13 protein-coding genes are annotated in these 16,282 nt (G+C 71.1%); 4 read left to right on the forward strand and 9 right to left on the reverse strand.

Features of this window, described 5'->3' with window-relative positions; all coding sequences use genetic code 11:
* Positions 1 to 310 precede the first annotated feature (310 nt).
* Complete coding sequence (locus ACYF6T_RS32735) at positions 311 to 2,674, forward strand: transglycosylase domain-containing protein (protein WP_461701034.1); 2,364 nt, start codon at positions 311 to 313, stop codon at positions 2,672 to 2,674.
* Between the two features lie 48 nt (positions 2,675 to 2,722).
* On the opposite strand, the gene ACYF6T_RS32740 is transcribed toward ACYF6T_RS32735, so the two are convergent.
* From ACYF6T_RS32740 to ACYF6T_RS32755, 4 genes are all read right to left on the reverse strand, one after another.
* Entirely contained in the window at positions 2,723 to 4,876 is a 2,154-nt protein-coding gene (locus ACYF6T_RS32740) for a SpoIIE family protein phosphatase (protein ID WP_461701036.1), read from the reverse strand.
* 295 nt (positions 4,877 to 5,171) lie between these two features.
* Positions 5,172 to 5,864: a cytidylyl-2-hydroxypropylphosphonate hydrolase gene (fomD, locus tag ACYF6T_RS32745; protein ID WP_461701037.1), complete on the reverse strand. Its 693-nt coding sequence runs from the start codon at positions 5,862 to 5,864 to the stop codon at positions 5,172 to 5,174.
* 72 nt (positions 5,865 to 5,936) lie between these two features.
* Entirely contained in the window at positions 5,937 to 7,322 is a 1,386-nt protein-coding gene (locus ACYF6T_RS32750; RefSeq protein ID WP_461701038.1) for a class II fumarate hydratase, read from the reverse strand.
* 355 nt (positions 7,323 to 7,677) lie between these two features.
* A complete protein-coding gene (locus ACYF6T_RS32755; protein ID WP_461701040.1) occupies positions 7,678 to 9,345 on the reverse strand; it encodes a fumarate hydratase in 1,668 nt (555 codons plus the stop codon).
* Between the two features lie 156 nt (positions 9,346 to 9,501).
* On the opposite strand from ACYF6T_RS32755, the gene ACYF6T_RS32760 reads away from it, so the two are divergent.
* Both ACYF6T_RS32760 and ACYF6T_RS32765 read left to right on the forward strand, forming a co-directional pair.
* On the forward strand, positions 9,502 to 10,203 hold the full coding sequence (locus tag ACYF6T_RS32760; RefSeq protein WP_461701041.1) for a DUF1707 domain-containing protein: 702 nt from the start codon (positions 9,502 to 9,504) through the stop codon (positions 10,201 to 10,203).
* Positions 10,204 to 10,366: 163 nt separating this feature from the next.
* Positions 10,367 to 10,744, forward strand: coding sequence for a WhiB family transcriptional regulator (locus ACYF6T_RS32765; RefSeq protein WP_461701043.1), 378 nt, complete (start codon positions 10,367 to 10,369; stop codon positions 10,742 to 10,744).
* 89 nt (positions 10,745 to 10,833) lie between these two features.
* Here ACYF6T_RS32765 and glpX read toward each other — a convergent pair whose 3' ends face one another.
* Positions 10,834 to 11,868 (reverse strand): class II fructose-bisphosphatase, encoded by a 1,035-nt coding sequence (gene glpX, locus ACYF6T_RS32770; RefSeq protein ID WP_461701044.1) that lies wholly within the window; start codon positions 11,866 to 11,868, stop codon positions 10,834 to 10,836.
* A gap of 127 nt (positions 11,869 to 11,995) precedes the next feature.
* Here glpX and ACYF6T_RS32775 point away from each other — a divergent pair, with 127 nt between their 5' ends.
* Positions 11,996 to 12,517, forward strand: a complete 522-nt coding sequence (locus tag ACYF6T_RS32775; protein ID WP_461701045.1) for a DUF4245 domain-containing protein — start codon at positions 11,996 to 11,998, stop codon at positions 12,515 to 12,517.
* Positions 12,518 to 12,572: 55 nt separating this feature from the next.
* On the opposite strand, the gene ACYF6T_RS32780 is transcribed toward ACYF6T_RS32775, so the two are convergent.
* From ACYF6T_RS32780 to ACYF6T_RS32795, 4 genes are all read right to left on the reverse strand, one after another.
* Positions 12,573 to 13,163, reverse strand: a complete 591-nt coding sequence (locus tag ACYF6T_RS32780) for a malonic semialdehyde reductase (RefSeq protein ID WP_461701047.1) — start codon at positions 13,161 to 13,163, stop codon at positions 12,573 to 12,575.
* 169 nt (positions 13,164 to 13,332) lie between these two features.
* The gene (locus ACYF6T_RS32785; RefSeq protein WP_461701048.1) at positions 13,333 to 13,572 is read right to left on the reverse strand and encodes an exodeoxyribonuclease VII small subunit; all 240 of its coding nucleotides are present in this window, start codon (positions 13,570 to 13,572) and stop codon (positions 13,333 to 13,335) included.
* Between the two features lie 9 nt (positions 13,573 to 13,581).
* Entirely contained in the window at positions 13,582 to 14,790 is a 1,209-nt protein-coding gene (gene xseA / locus ACYF6T_RS32790) for an exodeoxyribonuclease VII large subunit (RefSeq protein ID WP_461701050.1), read from the reverse strand.
* Between the two features lie 62 nt (positions 14,791 to 14,852).
* On the reverse strand, positions 14,853 to 16,229 hold the full coding sequence (locus ACYF6T_RS32795; RefSeq protein ID WP_461701052.1) for an APC family permease: 1,377 nt from the start codon (positions 16,227 to 16,229) through the stop codon (positions 14,853 to 14,855).
* Positions 16,230 to 16,282 lie beyond the last annotated feature (53 nt).

Below are 16,282 nucleotides of genomic sequence, written 5' to 3' on the forward strand. Positions count from 1 at the left end.
ATACGCCACATGTATACGCGGAGTGTGTAGACCATGCCGAGACCGTGCCGCGACCTTGCGGGAGGCCAGGTCAGGGTCGATTGTCATGGTTCTGCAACAGCACCGGCGCCGGTGTCTGCCGCCCGCCGGGCAACCCTCCGCGCCTCTCAGCCGTCGGTTCCATACGGACGGGTGCTGATTCTCACGTCCGCAAAAGGCGTGATCGACCGGCCTTTGTCACATCTCCCGGTGTTAGCTTTCTGAGCTGACCTGAGCGGCGAATCTGTGTGACCTCCGAGCACACATGAGCGAAGCGGAGCGGATCGGACCAATGGGACGGGCGGAAGAGAGACGAGCGCGACAGCGTGGTGGCCGCCGCGCGGCGCCCCCGACGCGCTCGTCCCGGATGGAGTCCTCCGGGACCGAGGAGCCCACCGTCATAGGCGGGCGGGCCGCGGCCCGCAAGGCGGCCAAGGGGCGTGGCCGGGCCAAGGGCAAGGGCAAGGACGGCAGGAGCCTGCTGCGCCGGATGTTCACCTGGAAGAAGATCGTCGGCGCGTTCTTCGGCTTCGTCCTGCTCGGCATGGGCGCCTTCATCGTGCTGTACATGATGATCGACATCCCGAAGGGGAACGCCGACGCGACCCTGCAGAGCAACGTCTACAAGTACAGCGACGGCTCGCTCATGACCCGCGACGGCGAGCGCAACCGCGAGATCGTCGACCTCGCGAAGGTGCCCAAGAAGGTCCAGCTGACCTTCGTCGCCGCCGAGAACAAGACCTTCTACAAGGACGCCGGCGTCGACTTCAAGGGCACCGCGCGCGGTCTGCTCAACACGCTCTCCGGCAAGGGCACCCAGGGTGGTTCGACGATCACCCAGCAGTACGTCAAGAACTTCTACCTGACCCAGAACCAGACCGTCTCGCGCAAGCTGAAGGAACTGGTCATCTCGCTGAAGCTGGACCGGGAGAAGTCCAAGGACTACATCCTCGCCGGCTACATCAACACCAGCTACTACGGCCGTGGCGCCTACGGCATCCAGGCCGCCGCCCAGGCCTACTACCGCGTCGACGCCGAGGACCTCTCGGTCGCGCAGGGCGCCTATCTCGCCGCCCTCCTCCAGGCGCCCAGCCAGTACGACTGGGCCGTCGCCTCCGACACCGGCAAGGCGCTGGTGAAGGCCCGCTGGAACTACGTCCTGGACAACATGGTCGAGGAGGGCTGGCTGGACAAGGCCAAGCGCGCGCAGCTGACGTTCCCGGTGCCCAAGGCGCCCAAGGCGGCGCCCGGCATGGGCGGCCAGGTCGGCTACCTGGTGGACGCGGCCAACAACCAGCTGGCGAAGCAGCTGGTGGCACAGGGCACCGCCGACGACCTGAACGACGCGCTGACCATGGTCAAGGCCGGTGGCTGGACCATCACGCTCAACATCGACAAGAAGAAGCAGGCGGAGCTGGAGAAGGCCGCCAAGACCCAGCTGACCAGCAAGCTGAACACGAAGAAACGCACGGTCGACGCGAACGTCCAGGCCGGCGCGGTCTCCGTGAACCCGAAGACGGGCGCGGTCGTGGCCCTCTACGGCGGCCAGGACTACTACAAGCACTACCGCAGCAACGCGACCCGCACCGACTACCAGCCGGCGTCGACGTTCAAGCCGGTCATCCTCGCCGCCGCCCTGGACGAGGGCGCCAAGACGCAGGACGGCAAGACGATCAGCGCCAACACGGTCTACTCCGGCACCAGCAAGCGCCAGGTCGTGGACGACGGCACCAAGGTCGGCTTCGCGCCCGAGAACGAGGACGACCAGAACTACGGCAACATCACCGTCCAGACGGCGATGAACTACTCCGTCAACTCCGTCTTCGCGCAGATGGGCGTCGACGTCGGCATGGACAAGGTGCTGAAGGTCGCGAGCCAGATGGGCATGGACACCGCCGACCTGAAGGCCGTACCGGCGCAGACCCTCGGCACGATGGGTGCGAGCCCGTGGCAGATGGCCGGCGTGTACGCGACCCTCGACAACCACGGCAAGCAGGTCACGCCGTCCATCCTGAAGTCGGTCGAGAGCAGCCAGCACTCGGTCACCCTGCCGAACCCGATCGGCGACCAGGTCATCAGCCGCGAGGCCGCCGACACGGTCACCTCGGTGCTGACGGGCGTGGTCGACGACGGTACGGCGAAGGTGTCGGTACGGGACAACGCCGACCGTGACGGCCGCAAGGTCGCCGGCAAGACGGGTACGTCCGACGAGAACCGCTCGGCCTGGTTCACCGGCTTCACGCCCGACCTGGTCACCTCGGTCGGCCTGTTCGGCGAGGACCACAAGACCGGCGCGCAGGTCTCGATGTACCACGCGGGCGGCTACGACCGCGTCAACGGCGGCGGCTTCCCGGCGCAGGTCTGGGCGGCGTACATGTTCAGCGCCTCCAGGACGGGCCTGAAGTTCGACCTGGACACCACGCAGGGCGCCGCGGTCCAGCCGACGTACACGCCCACCCAGACGGCGACCGCGTCGGAGACCCCGAGCGAGACCCCGACGTCGCAGGAGCCCAGCGAGACGCCGACGTCCCAGACGCCGACGCAGACGCCCACTCAGACGCCGACGACGTCGGAGCCGGCGGAAACCCCGTCGGAGACCCCCACGGAGACACCGACGGACGGCATACAGAACCCGCTGGACACGTCCGGCGGCTAGCGACGGCGAAGGGCGCCCTGGGTCGGCAGGGCGCCCCCGATGGTCGGGTCATCCCCGGTTCAGCTCGAACCAGACCACTTTCCCGGTGCTGAGACGCGTCGCGCCCCACCGCCGCGCCAGCCGGTTCACCAGGTACAGCCCGCGACCGCCCTCGTCCGTCGCCCGGGCCTGGCGCAGGCGCGGCAACTGGGGCACGTCGTCGCCCACCTCGCACCGCAGCACATCGGTCCGCAGCAACCGCAAGGTCACCGGCCGTGTCGCGTACCGCACCGCGTTGGTGACCACTTCGCTCACCAGCAGTTCCACGGAGTCCGACAGCTCCTCCATGTCCCACCGGGCCAGCGCCCTGCGCGCCAGCCGCCGGGCCCGGCCGGGCGCCGCGTCCTCCGGCTCCAGGAACCAGTACGCGACGTCACTGGGCGCGATCCCGTCGAAGCGGGCGGCGAGCAGCGCGATGTCGTCGTCCCGGTCACCCGGCCCGAGCATGTCGAGCACCTCGTCGCACAGCGCCTCCAGCGGCGGCGGATGGTCCGGCCCGGTCAGCTGCGCGGTCGCGGCGAGCTTCTCGCGCAGCTGCTCTATGCCGGTCCACACGTCCCGCAGCCGCGACTCGACGAGCCCGTCGGTGTACAGCAGCAGCGTGGCCCCGGCGGGCGCGTCCAGCTCCACCGCCTCGAAGTCGACCCCGCCGACGCCGATCGGCGCCCCGGGCGGCACCCGCAGCACCTCGGCCCGCCCGCCCAGATGCAGCAGCACCGGCGGCGGATGGCCCGCGTTGGCGATGGTGATCCGGTGCGAGACCGGGTCGTAGACGGCGTACAGGCAGGTCGCCATGCGGTCCGTGCCCAGCCGCTGCGCCTGCTCGTCGAGGTGGTGCAGGACCTCCTGCGGCGGCAGGTCGAGCCCCGCCAGCGTCTGCGCGGTCGTACGCAGCTGCCCCATGATCGCCGCCGAGGTCATGGAGTGCCCCATGACATCGCCCACGACCAGCGCCACCCGGCTGCCCGGCAGCGGAATCGCGTCGTACCAGTCGCCGCCCACCCGTGCCGTCTCCGCGGCGGGCAGATAGCGCGACGCCAGCCGTACGCCCGTGGGGCGCGGCAGCGTCTCGGGCAGCATGGTGCGCTGGAGCTCGTCGGCGATGTACGCCTCGCGCCCGTACAGCACCGCCTTGTCGATGCCCAGCGCGCTGTGCGTGGCGAGCTGCGCGGCCACCAGCAGGTCGTCGGGTTCGAAGGCGATGCGTTCGGGGCGGCGCAGGAACAGCGCGGCACCGATCACACGGCGCCGGCCGCGCAGCGGGGCGAGGATCGCCCGCTGACCGCCGGGCACGGTGAACTCGCCGTCCTCGCCCAGCAGCTCGGGCAGGGCGGCGCGGGCGGCGGGGGAGTCGGTGAAGACCGGGCGGACCCCGCGCAGCACCTCCGCGAGGGCGCTGCCGGGGCGCACCTCGCACAGCTCGGCGCCGACCGCGTCGAGCTCCGAGAACTCGGAGAACTCCGCCGGCTCCGGCTGCAGCGCCGGCGAGAAGCCGCCCTCGGTGTCCCGCTCGGCGGGAATCCGGTCGGTGCGCCGCAGCCGCAGCAGCAGCGGGCCGGTGGGCCGCTCGTCGCCCACGGGCAGCGGGTCGCGCAGATAGACCAGGATCGCGTCCGAGAACGTGGGTACGGTGGCCCGGCACAACCCCATGACGATCTCGTCCAGGTCGATGCCGCGCGCGATCCGCCGCGTCGCCGCGCCGACGAACCGCAGCCGGTCCCCGTCCCGCCGCATGGGCGTGGGCCGGCCCGGCGGCAGCCCCTGGCCGGTCCGCCGCTCCTGGCCGGAAGCAGCCTCCACCACGCTCCCCTGGTTCTCCTGCTGGGCGCCCGGCTGGGCCGGGATGCCCTCCGGCAGCGGCCGTGGCCGGTGCTCGCCCAGGCTGGGCTTGGCTCCCGCGGGCGGCGAGCCCAGCGGCTCGTCGGCGGCCGGCTGGGAGTGCTCGGTGCCGGTGCCGGTGTCCTGCGCGGGCTGCTTGCCCTTGCCGCAGGGCGTGGCCGTGTCCGGCGTCGAGGGCGTCTCGCCCGTGCGCGCCTGCACCGGTAAGGCGGTGGCACCGGGCGGCGGTGACACCTGCGTCGAGGTGTGCAGGAGCGCCCCGCGGGGATCCGCGGGGTCGACGCCCGGCTGCGGGCGCTCGAAGGAGATGGGCTGCTCCGTCACGCGTTTCGAATCCGTCCGTCCCAGGCTGCGCGCCGTGCGTGCAGTTCGTCCCGCAGGAATCCCGATACCCGGAATACGTGTCCCCGGAACGGAATTCCCGCGTGGTCAGAGGCTGTACCTGTGCCACCGGCAAACCCACCGAGGTCCGCCACCGTGTTGCCCTCGTAACCCTCGCTCACGTCCTGCCGCCCCTCGGTGACGTTCGGTCAAGCCCAGCGCATGCTCCGGGAGTTGCCACTGCGCACCCTTGCGGAGGACGATCCTACGGTTGTGGACCGGGGGCGCATCAAGGGTCTCATGCGGACACGTGCGCGGGCGTACGGTCCCAGTCGTTCGGCAACGACGGTACAGCCCAGGACGGATCCGGGCGCCAGTGCTGCCAGCCCTCGGAGAACGGCGGGCCCCAGGCGCGGATCACCTCCACCGCGGACCGGCCCGCCCGCCGCACCCGTTCGGCCAGCTCGGCGTCCATCAGACCGTCCCGCTGGGCCTGCGCGAACTCGTCCTCGTCGCGCCAGTCCCAACTGCGGTCCGGGTAGACGCAGATGTCGAGGAAGTGGTCCTCGGAGTCGACACCGCCCGCCCAACGCGTCAGCGGCGCCTCGAGGTTGACGTACCAGTTCTTGAACTGCCAGCCCGGCTCCCAGAACAGCCACACCGACCAGGGCTCGCCCGGCCGGGCCAGCTTCAGCACCCCGGTGCCGAACCAGCGGTCCAGCCGGACGGTCCGCGGCGTGGTGTAACGGGAGTCCAGCGGCTCCTGGTGCAGCGGGCGGCCGTCGGCGAGCACCGGCCGGACGCACTCGGTGCCGGGCGCCATCCACACGGCGAGCAGGTCGGCGTCGTCGCGGACGACGGTGACGGGACGGGCGATGTGGAAACGCGCGCCGGCGTTCTCCCGGTACCGCCACAGGATCTGGCTCCCGGGCGCCCAGTAAGCCGTCGTACCGCCCGCCACGTCTGCTCTCACCGCTCCGCCGTCTGCCATGCACAGATATTAGGTGTCACAGGCATACGACGCTGCGGCGCGCGTCACGGTTCGCGTTCGCGCGCCGAAAGGTTACGGACGCGTCATCCGCAGGACATCCAGCGCCTCGTCGAGCTGCTCCTCCGTGAGGTCGCCGCGCTCCACATACCCGCTGTCCAGGACGACTTGGCGGATCGTCTTCCGCTCGGCCAGCGCCTTCTTGGCGACCTTCGCGGCCTCCTCGTACCCGATGTACTTGTTCAGCGGGGTGACCACGGAGGGTGACGACTCTGCGTACTCGCGGGCCCGTTCGCGGTGCGCGACGATGCCGTCCACGGTCCGGTCGGCGAGCAGGCGGGAGACGTTGGCGAGCAGCCGGATCGACTCCAGTACGTTCTTGGCGATGACCGGCAGCATGACGTTGAGCTCGAAGTTGCCGGCGGCTCCCGCGGTGGCCACCGTCGCGTCGTTGCCGACGACCTGGGCGGCGACCATCAGCACGGCCTCCGGGATGACCGGGTTGACCTTGCCGGGCATGATCGAGGAACCGGGCTGCAGGTCGGGCAGGCTGATCTCGGCGAGGCCGGTGCGCGGACCCGACGACATCCAGCGCAGATCGTTGGCGATCTTCGTCAGTCCGACCGCGATGGTCCTGAGCTGTCCGCTGGTCTCGACGATGCCGTCCCGCGCGCCCTGCGCCTCGAAGTGGTCGCGGGCCTCGGTCAGCGGCAGTCCCGTGACGCGGGCGACCTCCTCGATGACGGCGGCGGAGAAGCCGGGGGGCGTGTTGATGCCGGTGCCGACGGCGGTGCCGCCCAGGGGCAGCTCGGCGAGGCGGGGGAGGGAGGCGTGCAGCCGCTCCACGCCGTAGCGGATCTGGGCGGCGTAACCGCCGAACTCCTGGCCGAGCGTCACGGGCGTGGCGTCCATCAGGTGCGTGCGCCCCGACTTCACCACGTCCGCGAACTCCTCGGACTTGCGGGCGAGGGAGCCGGCGAGGTGCTCCAGGGCGGGGATGAGGTCGCGGGTGACGGCGGCGGTGGCGGCGATGTGGATGGAGGAGGGGAAGACGTCGTTGGAGGACTGGGACGCGTTCACATGGTCGTTCGGGTGGACGTCCCGGCCGAGCCGCTCGCTCGCCAGCGTGGCGATGACCTCGTTGGTGTTCATGTTGGACGAGGTTCCGGAACCGGTCTGGAAGACGTCGATCGGGAAGTGCTCGTCCCAGTCGCCCCGGGCCACCTCCGCCGCCGCCTCCTGGATCGCCTCGGCGACGTCCTTGTCGAGCACCCCCAGCCGCGCGTTCACCTTCGCCGCGGCGCCCTTGATGCGCGCGAGCGCCTCGATGTGCGCGCGCTCGATGCGCTGGCCGGAGATGGGGAAGTTCTCGACGGCACGCTGCGTCTGGGCCCGCCATTTGGCCTCGGCCGGAACGCGTACCTCGCCCATGGAGTCGTGCTCGATCCGGAATTCGCTCATACCCGTATAGCGATCGGGCGAGCACGGATGTTCCGAACCCCGGTCGTGTCCCTCGAACGAGTGCGGTCCCGGCGTCGTCGCAGGCGGTGGCACGGTGCTGGTCGTGAGGCCGGGCGGGGCGAACCATCGGGCGCGGGCCGCCGGGAGGAGGAAGACCGCCGGGAACGACGGCGGCGCCGCCGTGCTGTTCCGGTTCTCCGATGGCACGACCCTCCCGACCGACGTCTCGGGCTGGCCCCCGGAGGGTGAAGGCGCGGGCCGGGCTCGGCACGGTGACCGGACGGCCGGTCACCGGTTGCGAGCCCGGCGCGCTGCCCGCGATCAGCCCGCACGCCGCAGGCCGGTCAAGGCCGGGTCACGCCAGCCCCGGACCCCGCACCGGAATCGACGTGAAGGTCGGCTGGGGTGCCGGGTCCTGGAAGAAGTCGTTGCCCTTGTCGTCCACCACGATGAACGCCGGGAAGTCCTCGACCTCGATCTTCCAGACGGCCTCCATGCCGAGCTCCTCGTACTCGACGACCTCGACCTTCTTGATGCAGTCCTGGGCGAGCCGGGCGGCCGGGCCGCCGATGGAGCCGAGGTAGAAGCCGCCGTGGGCCCGGCACGCGTCCGTGACCTGCTTGCTGCGGTTGCCCTTGGCCAGCATGACCTTGGAGCCCCCGGCGGCCTGGAACTGCTCGACGTAGGAGTCCATGCGCCCGGCGGTCGTGGGACCGAAGGAGCCGGACGCGTAGCCCTCGGGGGTCTTCGCGGGACCGGCGTAGTACACCGGGTGGTCCTTCAGGTACTGCGGCATCTCCTCGCCCGCGTCCAGCCGCTCCTTGATCTTGGCGTGCGCGATGTCCCGGGCCACGACCAGCGGCCCGGTGAGCGACAGCCGCGTCTTGACCGGGTACTTGGTCAGCTCGGCGAGGATCGACTCCATCGGCTGGTTCAGATCGATCCGCACGACGTCCGCCGACTCGTCGAGGTGCTCGTCGGTCGTCTCCGGCAGGAACCGCGCCGGGTCCGTCTCCAGCTGCTCCAGGAAGACACCCTCGGCGGTGATCTTCGCCAGCGCCTGCCGGTCGGCCGAGCAGGACACGGCGATGGCCACCGGGCACGAGGCCCCGTGCCGCGGCAGCCGCACCACGCGCACGTCGTGGCAGAAGTACTTGCCGCCGAACTGCGCCCCGATGCCGATCTTCTGCGTCAGCTCGAAGACCTTCTCCTCCAGCTCCTTGTCCCGGAAGCCGTGCCCGAGCGGCGAGCCCTCGGCGGGCAGGTTGTCCAGGTAGTGCGCGGAGGCGTACTTCGCCGTCTTCAGGGCGAACTCGGCGCTCGTGCCACCGACGACGATCGCCAGGTGGTACGGCGGGCAGGCGGCCGTGCCCAGCGAACGGATCTTCTCCTCCAGGAACTTCATCATGGAGGCCTCGTTCAGGACGGCCTTCGTCTCCTGGTACAGGAACGACTTGTTGGCGGAGCCGCCGCCCTTGGCCATGAACAGGAACTTGTAGGCGCCGCCGTCGGTGGCGTACAGCTCGATCTGGGCCGGCAGGTTGGAGCCGGTGTTCTTCTCCTCCCACATGGTGAGCGGAGCCATCTGCGAGTAGCGCAGGTTGAGCTTGGTGTACGCGTCGTAGATGCCGCGCGAGAGGGCCTCCTCGTCGCCTCCCCGCGTCAGCACGTTCTGGCCGCGCTTGCCCATCACGATCGCGGTACCGGTGTCCTGGCACATGGGCAGCACGCCGGCGGCCGCGATGTTGGCGTTCTTCAGCAGGTCCAGCGCCACGAACTTGTCGTTGGCGGACGCCTCGGGGTCGTCGATGATCCGGCGCAGCTGGGCGAGGTGGGCGGGCCGCAGGTAGTGCTGGATGTCGTGGATGGCCTCCTCGGCGAGCTTGCGCAGCGCCTCCGGCTCCACCTTGAGGAACGTCCGCCCGTCGGCCTCGAAGGTGGAGACACCCTCGGAGGTCACCAGCCGGTAGGGGGTGGTGTCCTCTCCCTGGGGGAGCAGATCGGTGTACGCGAACTCAGGCATCTCAGCCCATTCCTCACTCTGACGGACGGCCGCCCGCCGACGCCGGCGGGCCTCACCAGCCTAGAACCTGTCCAAGCCCGGAGGGTTGTGAGGTAAGGCTCAGTTGGTTGTCCACAGACCTGGTCGCGATCTATCGCGTTTCGGTACGCTGCTGCCGTGGACCTTCAGAAGCACACCGAAGCGCGCGTCACCGAGTCGCCCGCCGCCGAGCTGCGCGCCTCGGACGCCGAGCGCGACCGCATCGCCGACATCCTGCGCGAGGCGCTCGCCGAGGGCCGCCTGACCGCCGAGGAGCACGCCGAGCGGGTCGAGGAGGTGTACCGCGCCAAGACCGTCGGCCAGCTGGAGCCCCTCGTCCAGGACCTGCCGGCCGCCCACCAGCGCCGAGGCGCCCCCGCCTACGCCTCGGCCCCCGACCGCCCGGCCTTCGGCGCGGTCCCGGCCGACCCGGACGACAACGTCGTCGCGGTCTTCAGCGCCGCCGTCCGCAAGGGCCGCTGGCGCGCGGGCCGCCGTATCCACGCGTACGCGATCTTCGGCAGTGTGGAGATAGACCTCAGCGAGGCGATCTTCGAGTACCAGCACGTCATGGTGAAGGCGATCTCGGTCTTCGGCGACGTCCAGATCCGCGTCCCGGAGAACGTGTCGCTGCGCGGCACCGGTGGCGGCGTGCTGGGCAACTTCGAGGTCCACGCGCTGGACTCGGCGGAGGCCGACGCCCCGGTGGTGTACGTCGACGGATGGGCGGTCCTGGGGAACGTCGAGGGGCGACCGAAGCGCGGCAAACTCGTGGCGGACATTCTCGATCGGGTTCAGCGCAAGGTGGACAGGAATTTGCGGAAACACTTCGATCGTTGACGGTTGTGAACACGACGGCCACCGGAAGGGACGCGTCCGCCGGGAACAACCCTCAAGAGGCCCCGAAAGCCAGCGGTTCGGAACTCAGTGCATAGGCCCGCGCACAGCGGGTAGGGCTTGCTGCATCGTCTCTCGCTCGCGAAGCCGTCGTCAGGAGTAGACCGTGCTGCAACCGCCGCATTCGTCCCTGCAGGTAGCTGCCGTTCCGGCCCAGCGGGTGCCAGTGCGGGACAGGGACCAAGACGCACCCTGGCACACCGAGGCGGTGTGCCGGCGCGACGAGGCCGGCCTGTTCTTCGCACCCTCCAAAGAGCCCACCGCCGCACGCCTCTCCCGCGAGGAGGCCGCCAAGCGGGTCTGCGCCCGCTGTCCGGTCATGGTCGAGTGCCGCGAGCACGCACTCCTGCAACCCGAGCCCTACGGCGTGTGGGGCGGCCTGACGGCCGCGGAGCGCCGGGTGGTGCTGGCCCGCAGGCGCCGCCGCGAGATGGAGCTGAAGAAGGCGGCGCGGGCGCAGGGCCGCATAGCGGCGGCGGGCTGACCCCGCAGGCATACGAAGTGGGCGCCCCCTACCGCACCAGGGGGCGCCCACTTCTCGCGACCGGGGAGCGCGCTCGGCGCGACGGGGACCTACTTGGCGCGGTCGAAGTCGATCGCGCTGTACGCCCGCAGCTTGCTCAGCCGGTGCTCGGAGTCGATCCTGCGCACCGTCCCCGACTTCGACCGCATCACGATCGACTCGGTCAACGCGGTCTCCGACCGGTAGCGCACGCCCCGCAGCAACTCGCCGTCGGTGATGCCCGTGGCGACGAAGAACACGTTCTCCCCGGCCACCAGGTCGTCGGTCATCAGCACCCGGTCCAGGTCGTGCCCGGCCTCGATCGCCCGCGCCCGCTCCTCGTCGTCCTTCGGCCACAGCTTGCCCTGGATCGTGCCGCCCAGGCACTTCACCGCGCAGGCCGAGATGATCCCCTCGGGCGTTCCGCCGATGCCGAGCAGCATGTCGACGCCGGTGCCCTCGCGCAGCGCGTAGATCGACCCGGCGACGTCGCCGTCGGAGATGAGCTTGATCCGCGCCCCGGCCTCCCGGATCTCCTTGATGATCCCCTCGTGCCGCGGCCGGTCGAGGATCACCACGGTCACGTCCTCCGGCGTGGACCGCTTCGCCTTGGCCACGCGCCGGATGTTCACGGACACCGGGGCGTTGATGTCGACGAAGTCCGCGGCCTCGGGGCCGGTGACCAGCTTGTCCATGTAGAAGACGGCGGACGGGTCGAACATCGACCCGCGGTCGGCCGCGGCCAGCACGGCGATGGCGTTGGGCATGCCCTTCGCCGTCAGCGTGGTCCCGTCGATCGGGTCGACGGCGATGTCGCACTCGGGCCCGGTCCCGTCCCCGACGCGCTCGCCGTTGAAGAGCATCGGCGCCTCGTCCTTCTCGCCCTCGCCGATGACGACCACGCCGTTCATCGACACGGTGTGGACGAGGGTCCGCATGGCGCGCACCGCGGCACCGTCGGCGCCGTTCTTGTCGCCCCGCCCGACCCAGCGGCCCGCGGCCATCGCGGCTGCTTCGGTCACCCGGACGAGCTCCAGGGCGAGGTTGCGGTCGGGGGCTTCGCTCGGGACTTCGAGTTCGGACGGCAGGTGATGGTGCTCGGTCATCGAGGCGCACCTTTCTGATACGACGACGGCCGGATGAGGGTTCGACCCTCGACTCTATCGTCAGTCCGACAAAATGAGCAGGGGACCCCACGGATGAGCGGACCGGGCACCTGCGACGATAGGGGACGTGGCAGGTTCGAACGGCAAGCAGAAGACGGTCCGGGACATGGTTCTCTCCCTGGGCCTGATCGGGATCGCGGCGGCGCTCATCTACGTCTTCATCCCGCACGACGACTCGGCTCCGGACATCCCGCGGGTCGACTACCGCGTCGAACTGCTCACGGCCCGCCGGGCCGCGGACTACCCGGTGGCCGCCCCCGAGGGCCTGTCCAGGAGCTGGAAGGCGACCTCCGTCCGCTTCCAGGGCGACCACTTCGACGCCTGGCACCTGGGCTTCCACGCCCCCGACGGTCAGTACGTGCAGATCGAGCAGTCGACTCAGAAGCCGGCCGTCTTCATCGACGAGGCCAGCCAGGGCGCACGGGCGACCAAGGTCACCCAGACGATCGACGGCCGGACGTGGACGCGCTACACCGGCGGCCGCTACGACGCCCTTGTGCTGACGGGCGAGCACTCCACGACGGTGGTGGCGGGCACGGGCTCGTTCAAGCAGCTGACGCAGCTGGCGCAGGCGCTGAAGATGGCGTGAGCGCCTATGCGAAAGGCCCCCTGGACGGGGGCCTTTCCGTGCCTGTGTGCTCGGCTCAGACGGTGGTGACGACGTCCTCGTAGGCCAGGCGCGGGGAGCGCGGGAACCAGGCATCCTCGCCCGGCTTGCCGATGTTGACGACCATCAGCGGGGTGTGGTCGTCGTCCAGGAACTCCTTGCGGACGCCCTCGAAGTCCAGGCCGGTCATCGGGCCGGCGGCGAGTCCGGCGGCGCGCACGCCGATGATGAAGTACGCGGCCTGCAGGGCGGCGTTCAGCGCGGCGCTGTTCTCGCGGGCGGTGCGGCTGCCGGCGAAGAGGTCCTTGGCCTGCGGGAAGTGCGGGAAGAGCTGCGGCAGCTCCTCGTGGAACTCGTTGTCCGCGGAGAGGATCGCGACCAGCGGGGCGGCGGCGGTCTTCTTCTGGTTGCCCTCGGCGAGGTGCTGCACGAGGCGCTCGCGGGCCTCGGGGGAGCGGACCAGCGTGATGCGCAGCGGCGACTGGTTCATGGAGGTCGGACCGTACTTGACGAGGTCGTAGATCGCCTGGACCTGCTCGTCCGTCACCGGCTCGTCGGTGAAGGTGTTCGCGGTGCGGGCCTCGCGGAACAGCAGGTCCTGGGCGGCGGGGTCAAGAACGAGAGACATGCGTGAACTTCCTCGGGGGTACGTCCGTGTCCGGTACCGGACCGCGGTCCGGATCGGCTGACGTGACGAAGGTACGCCAGGAAGGTTCAAGGTTCAACAATAAACGGGGCCTGGTGATCCGCTTCACAGCGGTCCGTCGGTACGGCTACCGCCGAGCCCGCCGGTACGGCTACTCCTCGCCGCCTTCCGCGGCCTCTTCCCGCTCCTCCTCCGCCAGCGCCGCGTCCAGCCGGGCCCGCGCCCCGTCCAGCCACCGCCGGCACACCTTGGCCAGCTCCTCGCCCCGCTCCCAGAGCGCCAGGGACTCCTCCAGCGTCGTACCGCCCGCCTCCAGCCGCCGTACGACCTCGATCAACTCGTCCCGGGCCTGCTCGTAGCCGAGCGCCTCGTCCACCGCCTTGCTGGTCATCCGCCCACCCTAACCATCGACCCGTACCGTGAACTCGCCCTCGGCCACCCGTGCCCGCAGGGCCTCGTCCGCCGTCACCTCGCCCGGTGCGCGCACCACGTGCCCGTCGGCCCGCTGCAGCACCGCGTACCCCCGCTTCAGCGTCGCGGCCGGCGAGAGGGCCACCACGCGCGCGTGGGTGTGCGCCAGCTCGGAGTCGGCGCGGTCGAGCTGGTGGCGCAGACACCGCCGCGCCCGCTCCAGCTCGGCCGCCACCTCGTCGGCCCGGACGTCGACCATGCGGTGCGGATCCTCTATCGAGGGCCGGGCGAGCGCGTGCGCCAGGCCCCGCTCCTCCCGCTCCACGAAGGCCGCCATGCACCGCCGGGCCCGGTCCCGCAGCAACCGCACCCGCTCGTACTCCTCGCCCACGTCCGGTACGACCTTCTTGGCCGCGTCGGTCGGGGTGGAGGCGCGCAGGTCGGCGACGTAGTCGAGCAGCGGGTTGTCCGGCTCGTGCCCGATGGCCGAGACGACGGGGGTCCGGCACCCGGCGACGACCCGGACGAGCTGCTCGTCGGAGAAGGGCAGCAGATCCTCCACGCTCCCGCCCCCGCGCGCGACGATGATCACGTCCACGTCGTCGGTCTCGTCGAGCTCCTTGACGGCCTGCACGACCTGGGAGACGGCGTGCACGCCCTGCACCGCGACGTTGCGCACCTCGAAGCGGACGGCCGGCCAGCGGTGCCGGGCGTTCTCCAGCACGTCCCGCTCCGCCGCCGAGGCCCGCCCGCACACCAGCCCGATGAGCTGCGGCAGAAAGGGCAGCGGCTTCTTGCGCTCGGGCGCGAACAGCCCCTCGGCGGCGAGCGCCTTCTTCAACTGCTCCAGCCGGGCGAGCAGTTCGCCCACGCCCACGGGCCTTATCTCGGCGGCCCGCAGGGACAGCTGCCCCCGGGGCGCGTACCACTCGGGTTTGGCGTGCACGACGACCCGCGCGCCCTCGCTCACCACGTCGGCGACGGCGTCGAACACCTGCCGGTAACAGGTCACGCTGATGGAGATGTCGTACGAGGGATCCCGCAGGGTCAGGAACACGACCCCCGCGCCGGGCCGCCGCGACAACTGCGTGATCTGCCCCTCGACCCACACGGCGCCCAGCCGGTCGATCCACCCCCCGATCAGCCGGGACACCTCGCCGACGGGCAGCGGCGCTTCTGCGGACGTGTTGAGACCCATGCCGCGAGCGTAACGGCCGGCACCGACAACCCAAGGTCCGCACCGGCCCACCCACCGTCACCTCAGCCGGTCTCCGGACACCCCGCCCGCCCCCGCCGTCCCGCCCACACCAGCAGCCCCACCGCCAGCCACACCGCCCCCACCACCTGCGCCGCCCCCGACGCCGCCACGATCACGGCGACGGTGATCGCCGCGCCGACCACCGGCACCACCGCGTGCCGCCACCACACCACCCGCCCGCCCCGCCGCCGCACCACGAACCAGCCCACCACGCTCGCGTGCAGGAGCGTGAACGCACTCAGCGCCCCGATGTCGACCACCGACACCAGGTGGTCCATCCCGTCGTCCCGCGAGGCCGCCCATACCGCCGCCGCCAGCGTGATCACGGCCGCGCTCAGCAACGCCACCCGGGGCACCCCGGCATCCGTCCGGGACAGCGCCCCGGGCAGCCGTCCGGCCCGTCCCATCGCGAACAGCAGCCGCCCCGCGGCCGCCTGCCCCGCGAGCGCCGCGAACGCCGCCCCGACCGCCTTGCTCACCGCCACCAGATCGTGCAGCCACGACCCCACGGAGGCGTCCACGGCGTCGTAGAACGCCGACCCCTGAAGGCCCGGATCGGCCGCCAGCCGCGCCGACGACGCCGGCTGCAACAGCGCCACCAGGTACGTCTGCGCCACGAACAGCACCCCCGCCAGCGCCAGGCAGAACAGCACCGCCCGCGCGACCTTCTCCGAGCCGCCCGTGACCTCCTCCGCGAAGGACACGATCGCGTCGAAGCCCAGGTACGACAGCACGGCGACCGACACCGCCCCGAGCACCGCCGACAGCGCCAGGGCGCCGCGCGTGCCGTCCCCGGACAGCGGCGACAGCCAGCCCCGCGCGGCGCCGTCCCGGGCCAGCACCACCACCGCCGCCACGACGAGGACGCCCAGCACCACGAGCTCCATCGCCAGCACCAGGAAGCCGGCCCGCGCCGCCGCCCGTACACCCCACAGGTTGAGCACCGTCGTGACCACCACGGCCAGGGCCGTCCACACCCAGCGCGAGACCTCCGGCACGAGCGCGTTCATCGCGATGCCCGAGAAGAGGTACGCCACGGCGGGGATCAGCAGGTAGTCCAGCATCGCCATCCAGCCCGCGACGAACCCCGCCCCCTCACCGAGCCCCACGCGCGCGTAGGCGAACACCGACCCCGCGCGGGGGACCACCCGCACCATCTGCGCGTAGCTGAAAGCGGTGAAGGCCATCGCGACCGTGGCCACGACGTAGACCAGCGCCACCGCCCCGCCGGACCTCGCGTCCAGCGCGCCGTACACGCCGACGGGCGCCATGGGCGCGACGAACAGCAGGCCGTAGACCACCAGATCCCGGAAGCCCAGGCTGCGCCGCAGGTCACGGTCGACTTCGGCGGGCCGTGCCGCCGTGCCGGTCTCGGACATCGTGCCTCCGCAGCCGCCTCGCCCGTCGCGTCCTTCCCCAGCCCTCCCCCTTC

The organism is Streptomyces sp. 7R007 (genome assembly GCF_054850255.1).

Coding starts and splice junctions, on each gene's coding strand:
- ACYF6T_RS32755 (WP_461701040.1), bottom strand. CDS start 9,345: ATGCCTGAGTTCGCGTACACCGATCTGCTCCCCCAGGGAGAGGACACC.
- ACYF6T_RS32780 (WP_461701047.1), bottom strand. CDS start 13,163: ATGTCTCTCGTTCTTGACCCCGCCGCCCAGGACCTGCTGTTCCGCGAG.
- xseA (WP_461701050.1), bottom strand. CDS start 14,790: ATGGGTCTCAACACGTCCGCAGAAGCGCCGCTGCCCGTCGGCGAGGTG.
- ACYF6T_RS32795 (WP_461701052.1), bottom strand. CDS start 16,229: ATGTCCGAGACCGGCACGGCGGCACGGCCCGCCGAAGTCGACCGTGAC.
- ACYF6T_RS32735 (WP_461701034.1), top strand. CDS start 311: ATGGGACGGGCGGAAGAGAGACGAGCGCGACAGCGTGGTGGCCGCCGC.
- ACYF6T_RS32785 (WP_461701048.1), bottom strand. CDS start 13,572: ATGACCAGCAAGGCGGTGGACGAGGCGCTCGGCTACGAGCAGGCCCGG.
- fomD (WP_461701037.1), bottom strand. CDS start 5,864: ATGGCAGACGGCGGAGCGGTGAGAGCAGACGTGGCGGGCGGTACGACG.
- glpX (WP_461701044.1), bottom strand. CDS start 11,868: ATGACCGAGCACCATCACCTGCCGTCCGAACTCGAAGTCCCGAGCGAA.
- ACYF6T_RS32750 (WP_461701038.1), bottom strand. CDS start 7,322: ATGAGCGAATTCCGGATCGAGCACGACTCCATGGGCGAGGTACGCGTT.